General features: G+C 67.6%; 21 protein-coding genes and 1 tRNA gene. 14 read left to right on the forward strand and 8 right to left on the reverse strand.

The features are described from left to right. Nucleotides 1-82 precede the first annotated feature (82 nt). From radA to ACREB7_RS08010, 4 genes are read left to right on the forward strand one after another with little or no spacing between them, the layout of a single operon-like run. Entirely contained in the window at nucleotides 83-1,447 is a 1,365-nt protein-coding gene (radA, locus tag ACREB7_RS07995; RefSeq protein WP_431591752.1) for a DNA repair protein RadA, read from the forward strand. Between the two features lie 10 nt (nucleotides 1,448-1,457). After that, entirely contained in the window at nucleotides 1,458-2,015 is a 558-nt protein-coding gene (locus tag ACREB7_RS08000) for a CvpA family protein (protein WP_431591753.1), read from the forward strand. Further along, nucleotides 2,012-2,440, forward strand: a complete 429-nt coding sequence (locus ACREB7_RS08005; RefSeq protein WP_431591754.1) for an iron-sulfur cluster assembly scaffold protein — start codon at nucleotides 2,012-2,014, stop codon at nucleotides 2,438-2,440. The genes ACREB7_RS08000 and ACREB7_RS08005 overlap by 4 nt, the downstream gene beginning before the upstream one ends. Then, nucleotides 2,437-4,329 (forward strand): cation:proton antiporter, encoded by a 1,893-nt coding sequence (locus ACREB7_RS08010; RefSeq protein WP_431591755.1) that lies wholly within the window; start codon nucleotides 2,437-2,439, stop codon nucleotides 4,327-4,329. The genes ACREB7_RS08005 and ACREB7_RS08010 overlap by 4 nt, the downstream gene beginning before the upstream one ends. Here the strand turns inward: ACREB7_RS08010 and aroB are convergent. Together aroB and ACREB7_RS08020 are read right to left on the reverse strand one after the other, a co-directional pair. Beyond that, the gene (gene aroB, locus ACREB7_RS08015; protein WP_431591756.1) at nucleotides 4,326-5,432 is read right to left on the reverse strand and encodes a 3-dehydroquinate synthase; all 1,107 of its coding nucleotides are present in this window, start codon (nucleotides 5,430-5,432) and stop codon (nucleotides 4,326-4,328) included. The genes ACREB7_RS08010 and aroB overlap by 4 nt on opposite strands. Beyond that, entirely contained in the window at nucleotides 5,420-6,010 is a 591-nt protein-coding gene (locus tag ACREB7_RS08020; protein WP_431591757.1) for a shikimate kinase, read from the reverse strand. The genes aroB and ACREB7_RS08020 overlap by 13 nt, the downstream gene beginning before the upstream one ends. A gap of 140 nt (nucleotides 6,011-6,150) precedes the next feature. Here ACREB7_RS08020 and ACREB7_RS08025 point away from each other — a divergent pair, with 140 nt between their 5' ends. From ACREB7_RS08025 to ACREB7_RS08045, 5 genes are all read left to right on the forward strand, one after another. After that, nucleotides 6,151-6,276 carry a hypothetical protein gene (locus ACREB7_RS08025; RefSeq protein ID WP_431591758.1) on the forward strand — a complete coding sequence of 42 codons (126 nt, stop codon included), beginning with the start codon at nucleotides 6,151-6,153 and terminating at the stop codon, nucleotides 6,274-6,276. Then, the gene (locus ACREB7_RS08030; protein ID WP_431591759.1) at nucleotides 6,273-8,081 is read left to right on the forward strand and encodes a hypothetical protein; all 1,809 of its coding nucleotides are present in this window, start codon (nucleotides 6,273-6,275) and stop codon (nucleotides 8,079-8,081) included. The genes ACREB7_RS08025 and ACREB7_RS08030 overlap by 4 nt, the downstream gene beginning before the upstream one ends. Before the next feature lies 1 nt (nucleotide 8,082). Further along, nucleotides 8,083-9,024: a tyrosine recombinase gene (locus ACREB7_RS08035; RefSeq protein ID WP_431591760.1), complete on the forward strand. Its 942-nt coding sequence runs from the start codon at nucleotides 8,083-8,085 to the stop codon at nucleotides 9,022-9,024. Nucleotides 9,025-9,035: 11 nt separating this feature from the next. Further along, nucleotides 9,036-9,983: an acetyl-CoA carboxylase carboxyltransferase subunit alpha gene (locus ACREB7_RS08040; RefSeq protein WP_431591761.1), complete on the forward strand. Its 948-nt coding sequence runs from the start codon at nucleotides 9,036-9,038 to the stop codon at nucleotides 9,981-9,983. Nucleotides 9,984-10,116: 133 nt separating this feature from the next. Beyond that, the gene (locus ACREB7_RS08045) at nucleotides 10,117-11,613 is read left to right on the forward strand and encodes a M48 family metalloprotease (protein WP_431591762.1); all 1,497 of its coding nucleotides are present in this window, start codon (nucleotides 10,117-10,119) and stop codon (nucleotides 11,611-11,613) included. Nucleotides 11,614-11,725: 112 nt separating this feature from the next. On the opposite strand, the gene ACREB7_RS08050 is transcribed toward ACREB7_RS08045, so the two are convergent. Together ACREB7_RS08050 and ACREB7_RS08055 are read right to left on the reverse strand one after the other, a co-directional pair. Beyond that, nucleotides 11,726-11,890 (reverse strand): Flp family type IVb pilin, encoded by a 165-nt coding sequence (locus ACREB7_RS08050; protein ID WP_431591763.1) that lies wholly within the window; start codon nucleotides 11,888-11,890, stop codon nucleotides 11,726-11,728. A 137-nt stretch (nucleotides 11,891-12,027) separates the two neighbouring features. Next, complete coding sequence (locus ACREB7_RS08055) at nucleotides 12,028-12,198, reverse strand: Flp family type IVb pilin (RefSeq protein WP_431591764.1); 171 nt, start codon at nucleotides 12,196-12,198, stop codon at nucleotides 12,028-12,030. Between the two features lie 230 nt (nucleotides 12,199-12,428). Between ACREB7_RS08055 and ACREB7_RS08060 the strand changes: the two genes are divergently transcribed. Beyond that, entirely contained in the window at nucleotides 12,429-12,839 is a 411-nt protein-coding gene (locus tag ACREB7_RS08060; protein WP_431591789.1) for a (deoxy)nucleoside triphosphate pyrophosphohydrolase, read from the forward strand. Here the strand turns inward: ACREB7_RS08060 and ACREB7_RS08065 are convergent. After that, nucleotides 12,836-13,687 (reverse strand): methyltransferase domain-containing protein, encoded by an 852-nt coding sequence (locus ACREB7_RS08065; protein WP_431591765.1) that lies wholly within the window; start codon nucleotides 13,685-13,687, stop codon nucleotides 12,836-12,838. The two genes, ACREB7_RS08060 and ACREB7_RS08065, sit on opposite strands and share 4 nt — an antisense overlap. Nucleotides 13,688-13,813: 126 nt before the next feature. On the opposite strand from ACREB7_RS08065, the gene ACREB7_RS08070 reads away from it, so the two are divergent. The 4 genes from ACREB7_RS08070 (at nucleotide 13,814) to ACREB7_RS08085 (ending at nucleotide 15,486) form a co-directional block, all read left to right on the forward strand. Further along, a complete protein-coding gene (locus ACREB7_RS08070) occupies nucleotides 13,814-14,596 on the forward strand; it encodes a double zinc ribbon domain-containing protein (RefSeq protein ID WP_431591790.1) in 783 nt (260 codons plus the stop codon). A gap of 4 nt (nucleotides 14,597-14,600) precedes the next feature. Continuing rightward, on the forward strand, nucleotides 14,601-14,861 hold the full coding sequence (gene grxC, locus ACREB7_RS08075; protein WP_431591766.1) for a glutaredoxin 3: 261 nt from the start codon (nucleotides 14,601-14,603) through the stop codon (nucleotides 14,859-14,861). A gap of 9 nt (nucleotides 14,862-14,870) precedes the next feature. After that, nucleotides 14,871-15,350 (forward strand): DUF1178 family protein, encoded by a 480-nt coding sequence (locus tag ACREB7_RS08080; protein WP_431591767.1) that lies wholly within the window; start codon nucleotides 14,871-14,873, stop codon nucleotides 15,348-15,350. Between the two features lie 59 nt (nucleotides 15,351-15,409). After that, a tRNA-Arg gene (locus tag ACREB7_RS08085) sits at nucleotides 15,410-15,486 on the forward strand. Nucleotides 15,487-15,677: 191 nt separating this feature from the next. Here the strand turns inward: ACREB7_RS08085 and ACREB7_RS08090 are convergent. Genes ACREB7_RS08090 through ACREB7_RS08100 form a run of 3 tightly spaced genes read right to left on the reverse strand, consistent with a single transcriptional unit; the run spans nucleotide 15,678 to nucleotide 18,021 of the window. Continuing rightward, on the reverse strand, nucleotides 15,678-17,339 hold the full coding sequence (locus ACREB7_RS08090; protein WP_431591768.1) for a recombinase family protein: 1,662 nt from the start codon (nucleotides 17,337-17,339) through the stop codon (nucleotides 15,678-15,680). Then, nucleotides 17,336-17,767: a DUF2924 domain-containing protein gene (locus tag ACREB7_RS08095; RefSeq protein WP_431591769.1), complete on the reverse strand. Its 432-nt coding sequence runs from the start codon at nucleotides 17,765-17,767 to the stop codon at nucleotides 17,336-17,338. Before ACREB7_RS08095 ends, ACREB7_RS08090 begins: the two co-directional genes overlap by 4 nt. Then, on the reverse strand, nucleotides 17,764-18,021 hold the full coding sequence (locus tag ACREB7_RS08100) for a DUF3489 domain-containing protein (RefSeq protein WP_431591770.1): 258 nt from the start codon (nucleotides 18,019-18,021) through the stop codon (nucleotides 17,764-17,766). Before ACREB7_RS08100 ends, ACREB7_RS08095 begins: the two co-directional genes overlap by 4 nt. Nucleotides 18,022-18,027 lie beyond the last annotated feature (6 nt).

Raw genomic sequence — 18,027 nt, forward strand, 5'->3', positions numbered from 1 at the left:
AAGCGGGACCCCGGATCAAGTCCGGGGTGACGGTGGCGGGAAAGCGCTGGCGTTCCATCTTTGTTCCGATTATGCGCCAATCATGGCCAAAGCGAAACGCCAATATGTCTGCCAGAATTGCGGCGCGGTGACATACCGCTGGCAAGGGCAATGCGCTGATTGCGGCGAATGGAACACGCTGGTCGAGGAAGCTGGCGAAAGTGCCTTTTCGGCGAAGCACGACCTGTCGAAGGGCGGACGCACACTGGCGCTCGAAACGCTGGACGCGCACAGCATCATGCCCGAGCGGATGCTGTGCGGCATCGCCGAGTTCGACCGCGCGCTCGGCGGCGGCTTCGTCGCGGGGTCCGCGACGCTGATCGGCGGCGACCCGGGGATCGGTAAATCGACTTTGCTGTTGCAGGCGGCGGGGCGGCTCGCGCTCGCGGGCAAGTCGGTGGTCTATATCAGCGGCGAGGAAGCGACCGCACAGGTGCGGCTGCGCGCGCAGCGGCTGGGGCTCGGCAAGGCGCCGGTGGCGCTCGCCAGCGCGACGTCGGTCCGCGATATCCTCGCGACGCTCGGCGGGGGCAGCGACCCCGATTTCATCGTCATCGATTCGATCCAGACGATGCACAGCGACCTGATCGAAGGCGCGCCGGGCACCGTGAGCCAGGTGCGCGCCTCGGCACAGGAACTGATCCGTTTCGCCAAGGACAGCGGCGCCGCGCTGGTGCTCGTCGGCCATGTCACCAAGGACGGGACGATCGCGGGCCCGCGCGTACTCGAACATATGGTCGACACGGTGCTGGCGTTTGAGGGCGAGCGCAGCCACCAATATCGCATCCTGCGGGCGGTCAAGAACCGCTTTGGCGGGACCGACGAGATCGGGGTGTTCGCGATGGGCGAGGGCGGGCTGGGCGAGGTCGCCAACCCGTCGAGCCTGTTCCTGACCGACCGCAGCCGCGACGTGCCGGGATCGGTGGTGTTCCCGGCGCTCGAAGGCACGCGGCCGGTGCTGGTCGAGGTGCAGGCGCTGACCGTGCGGCTCGCGAGCGGGGCGACGCCGCGCCGCGCCGTGGTCGGCTGGGACAGCGGGCGGCTCGCGATGGTGCTCGCGGTGCTGGAGGCGCGCTGCGGGCTGCAGATGGGGGCGTGCGAGGTCTATCTCAACATCGCGGGCGGCTATCGGCTGACCGATCCGGCGGCCGACATGGCGGTCGCAGCGGCGCTGATTTCGGCGTTCAGCGAGCGGCCGGTGCCCGCCGACGCGATCGTCTTCGGCGAATTGTCGCTGTCGGGCGAGGTGCGCCCCGTCGCGCATGACGGCTTGCGGCTGCGCGAGGCGGCGAAGCTCGGTTTTTCGACCGCCTGGGGTCCGAAGGGGATGAAGGGCGTTGGCGGGATTTCGGTCACCGGTTTCACCCGGCTCGGCGAACTCGTTGACCTGATGCTCGGGCGCGACTAGCGACCGGCATATGGGAAGTTTGACGGCTTTGGATATCGTCGTGCTCGTGCTGGTCGGCGGCGGCGCGGTGCTCGGTTTTTCGCGCGGGCTGGTGCAGGAGGTCACGACCCTGTTGGCGTGGGTCCTCGCGATCGTTGCCGTGCGCCTGTTTCACGGCATGGTGACGGGACTGGTCAGCGGCTGGGTCGGGACCCAGGGGGGCGCTGCGGTTCTGGCGTTCGTGATCGTGTTCGGCGGCGTGTTCGCGGCGGCCAAATGGGGATCGCGCGCGATGGGCAAGCGCAGTCGCGCCTCGCTCGTCGGCGGTTTCGACCGCGGGTTGGGAGCAGGATTCGGTGCGGTGAAGGGCCTGCTGATCGCCTCGATCGGCTTCCTGCTCGTCACGTTGCTGTACGACATTGGTTATGGCAATGCGCAGCGTCCGGCGTGGATGACCGACAGCCGCACCTATCCCGCGCTCAACGCGACGAGCGCGGCAATGAGCAAGGTGATCGCCGACCGCCGCGCCGCCGCGCGCGAGGCCGAAGCCAAGGGCAATAAGGACGCGTCCACCGCGGGCGCGAAATGAGCGCGCCGCTCTATAATCGCGACATATTGTCGCTCGCGGTCGCGACGGCCGAGTTTCTGCCGCTGCCCGATGCGCGCTATCACGCTTCGCTGCGTGCGCCGCTCTGTGGCAGCCGGATCATCCTCGATCTCGACACCGACGATGCGGACCGGGTGATCGCGATCGGCCTGCATGTCGAAGCCTGTGCATTGGGACAGGCGTCGGCGGCGCTGCTCGCGCGCCATGCGACGGGGCGCAGTATCGACGAGATCCGCGCCGCACGCGCCGCCATCGCCGGCTGGTTCGGCGGCAGCGGCGATCGGCCCGACTGGCCGGGGTTCGACCTGCTCGCCCCGGCGAAAGATTATCCGGCGCGGCACGGCGCGATCCTGTTGCCCTTTGATGCCGCGATCGCGGCGTTCGAGCCGCAGGGGGTGGGCGCATGAGCCTGTTGGCGCTCGCGACCGCCGCGTCGAACGTCGTGGCCGAAAAAGCGGGCGGTGTGGCGACCGACACGATGTTGCTGGAGGGGGCGATCCTGCTCGGGGTTGCGACGGTGTTCGTGATGCTGTTTCGCCGCCTCGGGCTCGGCGCGGTGCTCGGTTATCTGATCGCGGGGGCGCTCGTCGGCCCGCACGGGCTCGGTCTCGTCGGCGGCGGCGAATCGAAGCTTGCTTTTGCCGAACTCGGCATCGCCTTCCTGCTGTTCCTCGTCGGCCTCGAACTCCATCCGCGGCGCTTGTGGGAACTGCGCCGCGCAATTTTCGGTCTCGGCATGGCGCAGGTCGTGGTGAGCGGACTGGTCCTCACCGCGCTGATTCTCGCGACTTTGGGGTTCAGCTGGCAGGCGGCGCTCGCGCTGGGGCTGCCGCTCGCGCTCTCCTCGACCGCGCAGGTGCTGCCCAGCCTCAAATCATCGGGGACGATCAACTCGCCCTTCGGTGAAAAGGCCTTTTCGATCCTGTTGTTCCAGGATCTGGCGATCGTGCCGATGATCACCATCGTCGCCGCGCTGTCGCGCGCGCCCGCCGATCCGTCGGCGCCGCCGGGGTGGCAGATGGGGCTGTATACCGTGGGCGCGATCGTCGCGCTGGTCCTCGTCGGGCGCTTTGTCGTCAACCCGTTGCTGCGGCTTGTCGGGCGCTATGGCGAGCGCGAATTGTTCGTGGTGGTAGGCCTGCTTGTCGTGCTGGCGAGCGCGGCGTTCATGCACAGCCTGCACCTGTCGACCGCGCTCGGCGCCTTCATCGCGGGCGTGATGCTCGCCGATTCGCCGTACCGGCACGAGATCGAGGCCGATGTCGAGCCCTTCCGCCTCGTCCTGCTCGGCCTGTTTTTCCTCGCGGTCGGCATGGTGCTCGACGTCGGCGCGGTGATGGAGCGGCCTTGGCTCGTCCTCGGCCTCGCGGCGGGGCTGGTCGTGGTGAAGGTCGGCATACTCACCGGCATCGCGCGGATGTATGGAATGTCGTGGAAAGCGGCGCTCGGCCTTGGGCTGCTGCTCAGCCAGGGCGGCGAATTCGGTTTTCTGCTGTTCACCCAGGCCTCCGACGCGCTACTCATCGCGCCCGAGGCGGCGAGCCTGTTCAGCGCGGTGGTGACGCTGTCGATGGTATCGACGCCGTTCCTGATGCTGTTCGCGCGCAACCTGGAATTTGCGCCCGACCGCGATGCGAAGGACCTTGCCGGCCCCGAAGATGCGCCGCGCGGTGCGGCGCTGGTGATCGGCTATGGGCGTTTTGGGCAGATTGTCGCGCAGATGCTGCACGCGGTCGATTGTTCGGTGACGCTGATCGACAAGAAGCCGAGCCAGATCGAGCTGTCCGAGCGCTTCGACACCAAAGTCTATTTCGGCGACGGGCTGCGGCTCGACCTGCTGCGCCGCGCGGGGGCGGATGACGTCAAGCTGATCGTCTATTGCATCGATGACCGCAGCGTCGACGCCGAAGCGCTGCGCCCGGTGGTCGAGGCCTTCCCCAATGCCAGGATATTGACGCGCGTGTTCGACCGCCGCCAGTTGCTGGCGATCGACGGCGCGGGGGCGTCGGGCGCGGTGCGCGAGGTGTTCGAAAGCTCGATCGCTTTGGGGTTGATGGCGCTCGAGCAGCTCGACATCGACCGGCGCGAGATCGAGGATGTCGAAGCGGCGCTGCGCCACCTCGACCAAGTGCGGCTGGGTGCGCAGCTCGCCGATGGCGACATCGCGGCGGGGATGGACCACCGGTTCCAGCCGGGCGGCAGCCGCGAGGGAAGGAGCATCCTCGAAAAATTGCGCGAGACGCGCCGCGCGGCGAAGCTGGCGCGCGAAGAGGCCGAAGGCGACGCCGCCTTTTAAACGGTTTCGACGCCGTCCAGAAACGCCGCGACCTTGTCGAGCCCATAGGCGTCGGTGACGAACGACTGCCCGATTCCCCGCGTCAGGATCAAAGGCAGCTTGCCCCCGCGTACCTTCTTGTCATGCGCCATATGCGCGGCGAGCGTCGCGCCGTCGCTGTTCACGCCCGCGCTGGCGAGGCTGTGCGGCAGGTCGACGCTGGCGAGATGGGCGCGGACGCGGTCGGCGTCGGCGGCGGTGCAAAGACCGTTTGCGGCGGAGAATGAATGCGCGAGGACCATGCCCGCGGCGACCGCCTCGCCGTGGAGCAGCCGGTCCGAATAGCCGGTCTCGGCCTCGAGCGCGTGGCCGAAGCTGTGGCCGAGGTTGAGCAAGGCGCGGACGTCCTGCGTTTCGCGCTCGTCGGCGGCGACGATACGCGCCTTGGCGGCGACGCTGTGCGCGATGGCCCGGTGCCGCGCGGCGCTGTCGCCGGCGAGCAGCGCCGCGCCATGATCCTCGCACCAGGCGAAGAAATCGGCGTCGTCGATCAGCCCATATTTGACGACCTCGGCATAGCCCGCGCCGAGTTCGCGGCGCGGCAGCGTGGCGAGTGTCGTCGGGTCGATGACGACCAGCGCGGGCTGGTGGAAGGCGCCGATCAGATTCTTGCCCGCAGGCACGTTGATCGCGGTCTTGCCGCCGACGCTGCTGTCGACCTGGGCGAGCAGGGTGGTCGGGACCTGGATGAAATGGCAGCCGCGCTTGACGATGCTGCACGCGAAGCCGACGAGATCGCCGATCACGCCTCCCCCTAGGGCAATCACATGGTCGCCGCGCTCGACGCCTTCGCTGATCAGCCATTCGGTCAGGCGCGCGAGTCCGTCCCAGCTCTTCGTCGCTTCGCCCGGCGGCAGGACCAGCGACGAAAAGCTGATCCCCTCGGCGCCGAGCGAAGCGCCCACGGGCATCAGATAATGTTGCGCGACATGTTCGTCGGTGACGATCATCGTGCGCGGGCGCTTCAGCAGCGGCGCGACATGCGCGCCGATGTCGCGGATCAGCCCGTCGCCGATCAGGATCGGATAGCTGCGGCTGCCGAGATCGACGGTCAGGCGTTCCATTGCGGATTGTCCCACTTTGACAGGGCCTCCATGATCGCCCGCACCGTATAGTCGTGCGGGCTCGACGCCGAGCTGACGCGGATATGCGCCTCGGCATAGACGGGGTTGCGGACCGCCGCGAGCTCGCGCAGCACCTCGCCGGGGTCGCGATCCTTGAGCAAGGGGCGGTGGTGGCGGCGCCCGACACGCTCGACCAGCGTCGCGATATCGGCGTCGAGCCAGATCGACAGGCTGCTTTGTTTGATGAGCGCGCGGGTGTCGTCGTTCATAAAGGCGCCGCCGCCGGTTGCGAGGACGAGCGGTTGGCCGGTGAGCAGGCGCGCGATCACCCGCCGTTCGCCGTCGCGGAACGGCGCTTCACCGAAGCGCGCAAAAATCTCCGAAATCGTCATGCCCGCCGCGCGCTCGATTTCGTCGTCGGCGTCGGCGAAGCGCATGCCGAGCCGCGACGCGAGGCGGCGGCCGATCGTCGACTTGCCCGAGCCCATCAGCCCGACAAGCACGATCGGCCGTTCGCGGATCGCCGCGGACAGGGGCCCCGAGGCGATCGGGGCCGGGCTTTTCGGGTTTCGCGTCATGCTGGGCGCGGCTATACCCGCTGAACCGCGCGGGACAATGGTTTTGCTGCGGCGCGCAAAACGGCGTTCCAGCGAGCAGAGGGTGGCATTGGATATTGCGCAGGCAGGACAGATCGGGGAAAGGCCGCTGGATCGGACGATTGGTCGTGGTCCTGTTGCTCCTGCTGGCGTTCTGGCTGTTGCTGATTTTCCTGGGCCGACCGATCGAACCGCGAATGATTGAGGTGGATGTGACCGACAAGATTGCCGAAGGCGCGCCGCGATGAACAAAAAACTGCTGTCGCTGACGCTGGGCCTGTCGGGCGCCGCCATCGCCGCCATACTCGTGCTGCCCGCGTTGGCGCAGGAATCGCTGCTGCCCGAAGGTTTCGGCAATCCGGCCCCGACGCCGAGTCCGTCGCCGACCCCCGCGCCGACCGCGACGCCGACGCCGTCTTCGACGCCAAAATCGACCGCACCGACCGCGCCGACGGTCACGGCGACGCTGCCCGGTACCGACACCGCCGCGACCGACGACGAAGAAACCGACGACGGCGAAGAGGTCGAGCCCGGCACGCTGAAATATGACCTGCCGCCGGGCGCCCGGCGCCTGCTCGCCCGCATCGGCCCGCTGACGCCGGAGACCGGCGGGCTCGCCCCCGACGCCTTCGGTGTGCGCGGCCAATATGCCGCCGCGATCATGCGCGCGACGCGCGGGCCGCTCGCCTCGCGCTGGGGCGCGATCCTGCTGCGGCGCTCGCTCGCCTCGGCGATCGACACCCCCGACACGATCAATGGCGCCGACCTCGCCGCCGATCGCGCCGGACTGTTGCTGCGCATGGGCGAGGCTAATGTCGCGCGCTCGATCGTTCAGTCGGTCGATTATGACCGCGCCAGCCCGCGCCTCGTCGCGACCGCGCAGCAGGTGTTCCTCGCCAACGCCGATCCGGCGGGTCTCTGCCCTTATGTTCCCGCCGGCCTGGCGCATGGCGACGAGCAGAGCTGGCGGCTTGCCGCCGGCATCTGCGCCGGCCTTTCGGGCGAGGCCGGCCCCGCCGGCTGGGCGATGAGCCGGGTGCGGTCGAGCGGCAAGGTATCGAACTTCGACATATTGCTCGCCGAACGCGTACTCGGTGCGAGCGGCGCCGGCGGGCGCTCGATCACCATCCAGTGGGACAAGATCGACAAATTGACGAGTTGGCGATTCGGGATGGCGACCGCGACCGCGACGCCGATTCCAGCGCCTTTGCGCGCCGCATCCACCCCCGCGATGCGTGCCTGGACGGTGCTCGCGCCGATGAGCGACATGGCCGATCGTGTTGCGGCCGCACCCGACGCCGCCGCACGCGGGGTGCTGTCGAGCGAGGCTTATGTGTCGTTGCTCAGCGCGGCGGCGAGCGGGGACGATCCGTCCGAAAACCTGACCGCGCAGGCGGACCTGTTGCAAGGGGCCTTTGGCGCGGCCAGCGGCGCCGACCGCTATACCGCGATGCAAGGCCTGTGGGGCCGGGGGACGAATCCGATCGACCGCTATGCCGCGATGATCGCGACCGCACGGGCGGCCGCGGCCTTGCCGGTCGGCACCGATGTCGGCGACGACCCCTGGCAGCTGATCGGGGCGATGTTCGCGGGCGGTTACGACAATCGCGCGATCGACTGGGTGCCGACGGTCAATGTCGGCAGCCGCGCCTGGGGCGTGCTCGCGGTCGGATCGCCGCGCGCGCTCAACGGCACGACAGCGAGCGCGGTATCGAACTTTTCGGGCAATGACGACAGCGCCGATTATCAGCGCAGCAAGCTGCTGCTCGCGGGGCTCGCCGGTCTCGGCCGCATCGACAGCGGGCAGGCGGCTTCGGCGGCGAGCGACCTCGACGTCAACCTCGGCAAGCAGACGCGCTGGACGCGCGCGATTTCGGACGCGGCCGCGCGCGGCGAGCCCGGTATGGTCGCCCTGCTCGCGGCGACCGGGATGCAGGGTGATTGGTCGACGATGCCGCCTTATCATTTGTATCACATCGTCAAGGCGCTGCGCGAGGTCGGGTTGGCGTCGGAGGCGCGGATGATCGCGGCCGAGGCCTTGGTCCGGGTCTGAGATGCGCGACAGCGACGCCGCGCTGATCGACCGTTTCCTCGAAATGATGGCCGCCGAGCGCGGCGCGGCGCGCAATACGCTGGCCGCCTATCGCCGCGATCTGGAACAGGCGGCGGGGCTGGCCCCGCGCGGCTTGACAGTCGCCGACACCGACGCGCTGCGCAAGGTCATGGCGGGATATCAATCGCTTGCGGCGAGCAGCGCGGCGCGCAAACTGTCGGCGCTGCGGCAATTTTACGCCTTTCTGCGCGACGAGGGCGAGCGGGGCGACGACCCGGCGCAGGCGCTGGCGCGGCCGACGACGCGGCGCCCCCTGCCGCGCATCCTGACCCATGACGACGTCGGGCGGCTGTTTGCGCAGGCGGGCGAAGAGGCCGAAGGCGAAGCGCCGCCGACCGCCGCCGTGCGGATGCTGTTGCTGCTCGAATTGCTCTATGGTTCGGGGCTGCGCGCGAGCGAGCTGGTGTCGCTGCCGCGCCGCGCGATCGCGGGCGAGCGGCTCTATCTGATCGTTCGCGGCAAGGGCGACAAGGAACGACTGGCGCCCTTGTCGGAACGCGCGCGCGAGGCGCTCGATCGCTGGCTGCCGTTGTTGACCGACGGGTCGCTCTGGCTGTTTCCTTCGGGAAAGAGCCATATTTCGCGGGTGCGCCTGTTCCAGATGCTGCGCGACCTCGCGGGCCGCGCGGGGATCGACCCGGGCGCGGTCAGCCCGCATGTGCTGCGCCACGCCTTTGCAACGCACCTGCTCGAAGGCGGCGCCGATTTGCGCGCCTTGCAACTGATGCTCGGCCACGCCGATATCGCGACGACCGAAATCTACACCCATGTCGACAGCCGGCGCCTCGTCGAGCTGGTCAACCGGCGGCATCCGCTGGCGCATATGGGTGTGGGGCAGGGTGCGGAAACGGCGGACGTTGACCTTGCGCCGCCTTCGTCCTAGCGACTCCCGCCATGACAGCCTTTCTGGACTTCGAAAAACAGGTCGCGGCGCTCGATCGCCAGATTGCCGAATTGCGCGAAATGGGCGACGATCCGTCGCTCAATATCGACAATGATATTGCGCGGCTCGAGGATAAATCCTCGAAGATGCTCCGCGATATCTATGCGAAGCTGACGCCCTGGCAAAAGACGCAGGTCGCCCGCCACCCCGATCGCCCGCATTTCAAACATTATGTCGCGGGGCTGTTCGACGACTGGATGCCGCTCGCCGGCGATCGCAATTTCGGCGATGATCAGGCGATTCTGGGCGGATTGGCGCGTTTTCGTGGCCGCCGCGTGATGGTGATCGGCCATGAAAAGGGCGACGATATTCCGTCGCGCATGAAGCATAATTTCGGCATGGGCAAACCCGAGGGCTATCGCAAGGCGATCCGCCTGATGCAGCTTGCCGACCGCTTCGGGCTGCCGGTGGTGACGCTCGTTGATACCTCGGGCGCCTTCCCGGGCATCCAGGCCGAGGAACGCGGCCAGGCCGAGGCGATCGCGCGTTCGACCGAACAATGCCTCGCGCTTGGGGTGCCGATGGTCGCGACGGTGGTCGGCGAAGGCGGATCGGGCGGTGCGATCGCCATCGCTGCGGCGAACCGCGTGCTGATGTTCGAACATGCCGTCTATTCGGTGATCTCGCCCGAGGGCTGCGCGTCGATCCTGTGGCGCACCGCCGACAAGGCCGCCGACGCGGCGGCGGCGATGAAAATGACGCCCGAGGACCTGCTGGCGCTGAAGATCATCGACCGCATCGTCCCCGAGCCCGTCGGCGGCGCGCATCGGGCGCCCGAGATTGCGATCAAGGCGCTGGGCGATGCGATCGCCGAAGAACTCGACGCGCTGTCGGGACTGTCGCGCGACGCGATATTGGCCGCGCGCGAGGAAAAATTCCTCGCCATGGGCCGCGCTTAGCATCTTTCTTGTCGGAACCGGATCGCCCGGCCGACGTTTTCCCTGTCAATCGCATGAGCCCGATGTTCATGGCGCGTCTTGTTGCGCGCCGCTAAGGGTTGAGGCGGACGGACGAGGACCAAGGGAGGCACATATGGCCCGGACAAAATTGGCAATTGCGGCGCTGCTGGCGACGGCGATCACGGTAGGCGGCGTCGCCGATGCCAAGACGAAGACCAAAACGATCAAAACGGCGACCGCGATCACCGCGAGCGAGCGCAAGCAGGGCAGCGAAGCGCATCCCGAGCTGGTGCAGGAATTCGGCGGCGCCTATTCGGGTCCGCAGGCAACCTATGTCGCGCGGGTCGGACAGAATATTGCGGTGCAATCGGGGCTGTCGAATGCGCGCAGCGATTTCACCGTCACGCTGCTCAATTCGCCGGTCAATAACGCTTTCGCGATTCCCGGCGGCTATATTTATGTCACGCGGCAGCTGATGGCGTTGATGAATGACGAGGCCGAACTCGCCGGCGTGCTCGGTCACGAAGTGGGCCATGTCGCGGCGCAGCACAGCAAGAAGCGCCAGTCGGCGGCGACGCGCAATTCGATTCTCGGGGTCCTCGCCGGGGTGCTCGGCGGCGCGATCGGCGACAATGGCGGACTGCTCGGCGGACTGGGCGGGTTGCTGCAGAACAACGCCATGAAAGTGGCGCAGCTTGCGACGCTGGGATTCTCGCGCAGCCAGGAACTGGAAGCCGACCAGCTCGGCGTGCAATATCTGCGCAAGGCGGGATATGACCCGCTCGCGCTGTCGACCGTGCTCGCCAGTCTCGCCAACCAGACCAATCTCGAGGCGCGCCTGTCGGGCGGCGACGCGCGCGCTTTGCCCGAATGGGCGAGCACCCACCCCGATCCCGCTTCGCGCGTGCGCAACGCGCAAGTGCTTGCGGGTCGCGCCGGTACCGGCGGCCTGCGCAATGCGGAGGCGTTCCTGACCTCGGTCGACGGCGTGCTCTATGGCGACGATCCGGCGCAGGGCGTGGTCGAGGGCAATGAATTCCTCCACCCCGACCTCAAGCTGAAATTCGCGGTGCCGACCGGCTATGGCATGCAGAATGGGGCAAGCGCGGTGACGATCAGCGGCAACGGCGGCCAGGCGCAGTTCACCACCGCCGCCTATAATGGCGACATGAACGCCTATATGGCCGCCGCGTTCAAAGCGGTCGCGGGCGACACGGCGCTCAGTCCCAGCGCGGTCCAGCGCACGACGGTGAACGGCATTCCGGCCTATACGTCGACCGCGCGCGCCAACACCCAGTCGGGCGCGGTCGATGTCACCATCTTTGCCTATGAATTTTCGCGGAGCAGCGCCTTTCACTTCGTGGCGCTGACCAAGGCCGGCGGCGGCGGGGTGTTCGATCCGATGTACAACAGCGTCCGGCGGCTGAGCACGGCCGAAGCGGCGGCGATCAAACCGCGCCGCATCGATGTGGTGACGGTCGCGCGGGGCGATACGGTCGCGACGATGGCGCGGCGCATGGCGTACAGCAATTACCAGACCGAGCGGTTCCAGGTGCTCAACCGTCTGACCGCCGAAAGCCGGCTGACGCCGGGGCAGAAGGTCAAGATCGTCGTCTACGCCAGCCGGTAAGGCGGCGCGCCGCGCGCCTGGCGCCGGCGGACACAAAAAAGGGCGGTGGAATCTCCACCGCCCTTTCCTGTTTGTGCCCCGCCCGGAGGGGCGGGCGTCACAGCGTTGAAGCTTACTGCTTCAGGGCGCTGTCGACGTTGTTGAAGGTGTTGCCGACGCTGGTGCCGACAGCCGACATCGCGGTGATACCGGCGACGGCGATGAGAGCGGCGATCAGGCCGTATTCGATGGCGGTCGCGGCCTTGGTGTCGCGGACGAACTTTTTGATGAACTTCATGTCTGGTCTCCTGATAAGTCACTTACCCTGTTGACGTTCTGGTCGGGTCAACCTGATTGGTTCTAAGGCTAATTGGTTTTGAATTTCTTAATGGGCGGAACGCTGCGGCAACGGCGAGCAGTCCCAATTCTGGACAGCTACATCGCGTTGCTGGAGGCGGTGGACACATTGTTCCACATGCCGATGGTCGACGATCCCACCGAGCTGATCGCGCTCATCGCGGCGATGAAGATGAGGGCCAGGATCAGCCCATATTCGACGGCCGTGGCGGCGCTGGTTGACCGCAGCAGCCTGGCAATTCTGGTCATTGTTCTGCCCCTGCCTATTGCCAGGATCAGTCCTCCCAAATTGCGGGGCCGCCTTGTTCTTGGCCGGTTTGCGGTGCGAACGATGGCACTGGTCCGTGCCTGCTTCGCGCCATAGCCCTGAACAAATCTTCGTAAACCTCAGCCGTGCAATTCGGGGATTCTGGTCCTAGAGTTCCCGAGGATTCCGGATTTCGCACATCAGGGTTAATAATTTGTCCTCACCGTCATCGATAAAAACCGCTGAAAACTGTCTCATTGTGGTCGCTGCGGCGATGGTCGATCGCGATGGGCGCGTGCTGGTGCAACAACGCCCGCCCGGCACGGCGATGGCGGGATTGTGGGAGTTTCCGGGCGGCAAGATCGAACCCGGCGAAACCCCGGAGGCGGCGCTGATCCGCGAACTTGCGGAGGAGTTGGGGATCGAGGTCGATCATGCGTGCCTCGCGCCCGCCTGTTTCGCGAGCGAACCGCTGGGGGACCGGCATTTGCTGTTGCTCGTATACGCGCTGCGCAAATGGAAGGGGGTGCCCGAGGCACGGCACGCCACGGCGCTGCGCTGGGTGCGCCCGGTCGAACTTTACGGCCTCGACATGCCCCCCGCCGACCGGCCGTTGATCGGACTGCTCGAGGCGCTCCTCTAATCCCGGGGTTTCAGCGCTTCGGCGAGCGACGCCGTGCCGCTGCCCCGCCGGGCCGGCTTGGGCTGGTCCGGATGCGGGGCCCAGCCGCTGAAATGGATCAGGCGGAAATTTTCGGCGACGCGGCCGTCGGGGTCGGCCTGCCCCGCAAAAGCGACCGCGATGCGCGCCGCCTCTTCGCGCGTCAGCGGCGGCGGCGCAGGGGATAGCCGGCTCGACAGGCCTGCGGCGCGCAGGTCGCGGACGAGCGCGAACCAGTCGCCATAGCGCACGCTCAGCGCGTCGACATCGACCACGGGCATGGTGAAACCGGTGCGCTGGAGCAGATTGCCCATCGCGGCGAGGTCGATTTGCGGATGCAGGCGCGCGACCGAGCGCACCCCGTCGGTCATCACCGCGCGTCGCAATCTGGCGAGGCTGCCGTCACCGACGAAGGCGCCGAGCAGCAAGCCGTCGGGCGCGAGCAGCGCGCGCAGCCGGACGAGCGCGCCGGGCACGTCGTTGACGCTGTCGAGCCCGCCGGGCCAGACGATGAGGTCGAAACTGGCGAAGGGCAGGTCGATCGCATCGGCTTCGCCGGTGAGCGCGCCGGTCGCGGCGGCGAGGCTGCGCCCGGCCTCGAGGATCGTCAATTCGGCGCCGGTGGCCCGCAGTTGCGCCGCGAGCGCCGCATCATGGGCGCCGATCAGCAGCACGCGCGGAAAATCGCGGGTCACCATCGCCAGCCGGTCGAGCAGCGTTTCGGCGATGATCGGGGCGAGGAAATTGGCGTCGGCGGGCTGGCGCACGAGCCGGTCGCGCTGGGCGCGATGGCGGGCGGAGGAAAAAAGCGGGGCGAGAGGCGGCGACATGCGGCGCTTGTGCCGCTTCGCGCGATGCTTCACAAGCCGGACATGGCGAGCGCGGCGGGGCAGGTCGAGAGCGAAACGCCGGCGCGGGCGGCGGGCCTGCTGCGCGGCCTCCGCCACGCGGGCCGGATGGTTATCGACTATGCGCTGCCGCCGCGTTGTCCGGCCTGCGGAATCATCGTCGCCGACGACCGGCAATTCTGCCTCGACTGTTGGCAATCGCTCGAATTTCTCGATGGCCCCGCCTGCGCTTCCTGCTCGATCCCTTTGCCGGCGGCGGTGGCGGGCGACGATTTGCAATGCGGCGCGTGCCTTGCGAAGGTACCGCCCTTCGACGGCGCGCCCGCCGCCGTCGCTTATGGTCCGGCGGCGCGTACCGTGGCGCTGCGGCTCAAATATGGCCGGCGTCTCGGTCATGCCCGGCTGATGGCGCGGTTGATGGCCCGGCCGCTCGCGCGCCTGACGGGCGAAGGCGATGCGCTGCTGGTGCCGATCCCGCTTCATCGCTGGCGGCTCTGGTCGCGCGGGTTCAACCAGGCGGCGCTGGTTGCCGACGAACTGACCCGGCTGACCGGGACGCCGCACGACCATCATCTGCTGTTGCGCGCCAGGGCAACCGCGTCGCTGCGCGGCAAGAGCCGGCGCGAGCGCGAGACGATCGTCGCGGGGGCTTTCGCGCTGGCGGGCGATGCCAAGGCGAAAGCGGTGGGCCGTCACCTGATCCTGATCGACGATGTCCACGCCAGCGGGGCGACGTTGCGCGCGGCGGCGAAGGCGCTGCGGCGGAGCGGTGCGGCGCGGGTGTCGGCGCTCAGCTGGGCGCGGGTCGTCCCCGATGCCCTGATGACGAGCAACATATTTGACTTTGCCTCGTTGGATTCCGATATCAGAGACCAGATGATGACAGGATAGGCGCATGCCCAAGATCGAAGTGTTTACGAAAGTCTTTTGCCCTTATTGCTCGCGCGCCAAGGCGTTGCTCGACCGCAAGGGCGCCGATTATCAGGAAATCGACCTGACGATGGATCGCAAGGGTTTCGACGCGATGGTCGAGCGCGCCGGCGGCAGCCGCACGGTGCCGCAGATTTTCATCGACGGCCGGCATATCGGCGGCAGCGACGATCTCGCCGCACTCGACGCCAGGGGTGGGCTCGACCCGTTGCTGGGCACCGCCTGAGGTCCGGACATGATTGTCTTCGATCTTTGCTGCGCCGCCGGCGACCACCGGTTCGAGGCCTGGTTCAAGAGCAGCGAAAGCTTTGCCGACCAACAGGCGCGCGGGCTGATCGCCTGCCCGGTCTGCGGCGATAGCGAGGTCCGCAAAGCGGTGATGGCGCCGCGTGTCGGTGCCAAGTCGAATCAGGGTGCGGTGTCCGCCGCGCCGCCGTCCCCGACCGGCGCGAAAGACGACACCGCCGAGATTTCGCCCGAACTGGTGCGCAAGGTGATGGCGGGGATCGCCGCGAAACAGGCCGAGATGCTGCCGCAGTCGCGCTGGGTCGGGCGCGAGTTCGCCGACGCGGCGCGCGCGATGCACGAAGGCCGCGCGAAGGACGACCTGATCCACGGCCAGACCTCGCCCGAGGAGGCGCAGGCCCTGCGCGACGACGGCATCGCGGCGATGCCGTTGCTGGTGCCGTTCGCGCCGCCCGATGCTTTGAATTGAGCGAAGCGGATATGGGCCGATTGACGCTGAGCGCCCGCCGCCGCTAAACGGACCGCGGCGCACCCGTAGCTCAGCAGGATAGAGCATCAGATTCCTAATCTGGGGGCCACAGGTTCGAATCCTGTCGGGTGCACCACGCACATCTAAGTGGCTGATATAGATCGGTTATATATAGTTGGTCAGGTGAAGTCGGCGCGGTTCTGCGGCCGCTCCCGCGGTCTATGGCTCGGTCGTGGTCAGAGACCGGGGTTCCGACGAGCTAATTCAGCGCAACGTCTCGGCAAGTCTCCGCGGCGCAATTCGGTGGCCACCGCAGGGGTGATTCGATCAGGTAAATCCCAGCAGTCGGCGCTGGTCGGCCCAGGCGAGCGGCAGGGCAGCGAGCTTCATCAGCCGGCGCGACGTCAGTGCGGCGGGCTGATTCCCGTCGAGGATCGCGCGGGCGATGTCGGGTGCCAGATAGGCCAAGCGGGCAAGGCGTTCGATGTGCCGATCCCTCGGTGACGCCTGATCGCCGAACAGATCGGAGCGGGCGCGATGCGCCCTGGCGATCAGGTTGACGAGACGCGCGTCTGGTTTGCGGCCCTCGGGTTCTGGACCGGCGATAACGAGCTTCGTCCCCCGCTTGCCGCGCTGAACGTCGGTGCGGATCACGAGGTCGATGCGATCCGGTCCGTGATCGCCCCCTTCGGGAAGATGGTCCAGTGCCGCAATCAAGGCGCGAGCGGACAGGCTGGCTGCCACACGCGCGGGATCGACCTCGACCGTGAGTTCGAGTCTCTCGAAGAGATTGCGCGCACCATGGTCGGCGTGAGGCCCGACCTGCCGGGCAAGCTCCGCGGCGGTGTCGATCCGGGCGCTTGTGACCGCGGCCCCGGCGCGATCATCGAGCCCGGCGATGCGTGCCGGATCGCGCAGCAGTTCGCGGACGGCGTCGCGGGCTGCCGTCTCGATCGACCGTGCCGCGATCCGCGCGACCGGGGCGGCTGGCTTGCTGGGTACCTCACGGTCGATGTCCTTGCTGATGCTCGATACATAATAATGGTAGCGGCGACCCTGCTTGACCGTGAACGACGGCGACATCGGACGGTCGTCGGCGTCGCGGATCATCCCGGTGAGCAGCGCGATGCCGTTCGGGACGATGGCGTTTGCACGTTCGGCGGTGGAGGCTGCTAGCTTCGCTTGCACCGCGTCCCACAGATCGGTGGATATGATCGCTTCATGCTGCCCCTCATGGACCTTGTCCTTGTGGCGCAGCTTGCCGATGTAGATGGGGTTGGAGAGGAGCCAGTATAGCGCACCGCGCGAGAAGGGCACGCCGCCGCGTGGTCCCGACTTCCCTTGCTGGATCTTGGTCCGGACGCCCTGCGCGTCGAGCACTAACTTGAGGGCCCGCACCGAAGGCTGATCGAGATAGGATCGGAAGATGTGGACGACGGTTGCGGCTTCTACGGCGTTCGGCATCAGCTTGCGATCCTCTACATCATAGCCGAGCGGCACGACGCCGCCCATCCAGATGCCGCGTGCCTTCGACTGCGCGACCTTGTCGCGGACGCGTTCGGCAATCACCTCGCGCTCGAACTGCGCGAACGACAGGAGGACGTTGAGGGTCAGCCGGCCCATGCTGGTCGTGGTGTTGAACGCCTGGGTCACGCTGACGAAGGAGGCGCCCGCCGCGTCGAGGACATCGACGATCTTCGCGAAGTCCGACAGCGCGCGCGTCAGGCGATCGACCTTGTAGACGACGATGACATCAACCTTGCCTGCGCGCACGTCGCATAACAGCCGCTGGAGCGCGGGGCGCTCCATGGTTCCGCCGGAGACGCCGCCATCGTCATAAGCGGTGGGAACCAGCGTCCAGCCTTCCGAACGCTGGCTCGTCACATAGGCCTCGCAAGCCTCGCGCTGGGCGTCGAGGCTGTTGAAGTCCATGTCGAGGCCTTCCTCGGTCGACTTCCGCGTATAGATGGCGCAGCGCAGCTTCTTCATCCGCCGGTCCCGAAGAAGCGCGGCCCCGACCAGCGTGTTCCGGTGATGGCGCGGGCAATCGCCGAGAGCGATCGCCATCGCTCGCCCGCGTAAAGGAAGCTGCCGTCGGGCTCGGCGATCACGCGGTGCGTCCGACCGCCCCACTCGCGCAGCAGCTGGGTTCCGCCTGCGAGGGAGGAAGGCGCAGCAGCGCGGCCGCCGGTTCCGGGGACATCCGCGTGGGAAGCGACCAGCTTGCGTAGCCGCTGTTCGAGGCCGCGATCCATGCCCCCTGCTGCGGCGAGCTGCACGCGATGGGCGAGGTCGCGCGCGAGGAGGCTCGGAGCGATCGGCGGAGCGGGTGCTTGCTGCACCCGCTCCCACTCGCGCTTCAAATCGGCGTTCGACATCGCGCCGAGTGCTGCCACCTCATCCTCACCGGCGCTCAAGCTTCGATCCGATAGGTCGTGACGCTGCCCTGCTTCTGCCGGACAACCTCATGGCCCTTCTTGCGCACGCCGGTGATTGCGGCGCGAACCGTGTGATGCTGCCAGCCCAGCGCCTCGGCTACCTCTTCGACGCTGGCGCCGGCGGGGGCGCGGAGCATAGCGAGCAGCCGCTCGGCCTTCGTCTGCGGCCGTTCGGTCGCGGTCGGTGCGGGAGCGGAAGCTGCGCGGTTCGCGCGCGGGGTGTTCTTGGTCATGGGCGG

This window comes from Sphingopyxis sp. (assembly GCF_050725615.1).
Classification (GTDB): Bacteria; Pseudomonadota; Alphaproteobacteria; order Sphingomonadales; family Sphingomonadaceae; genus Sphingopyxis.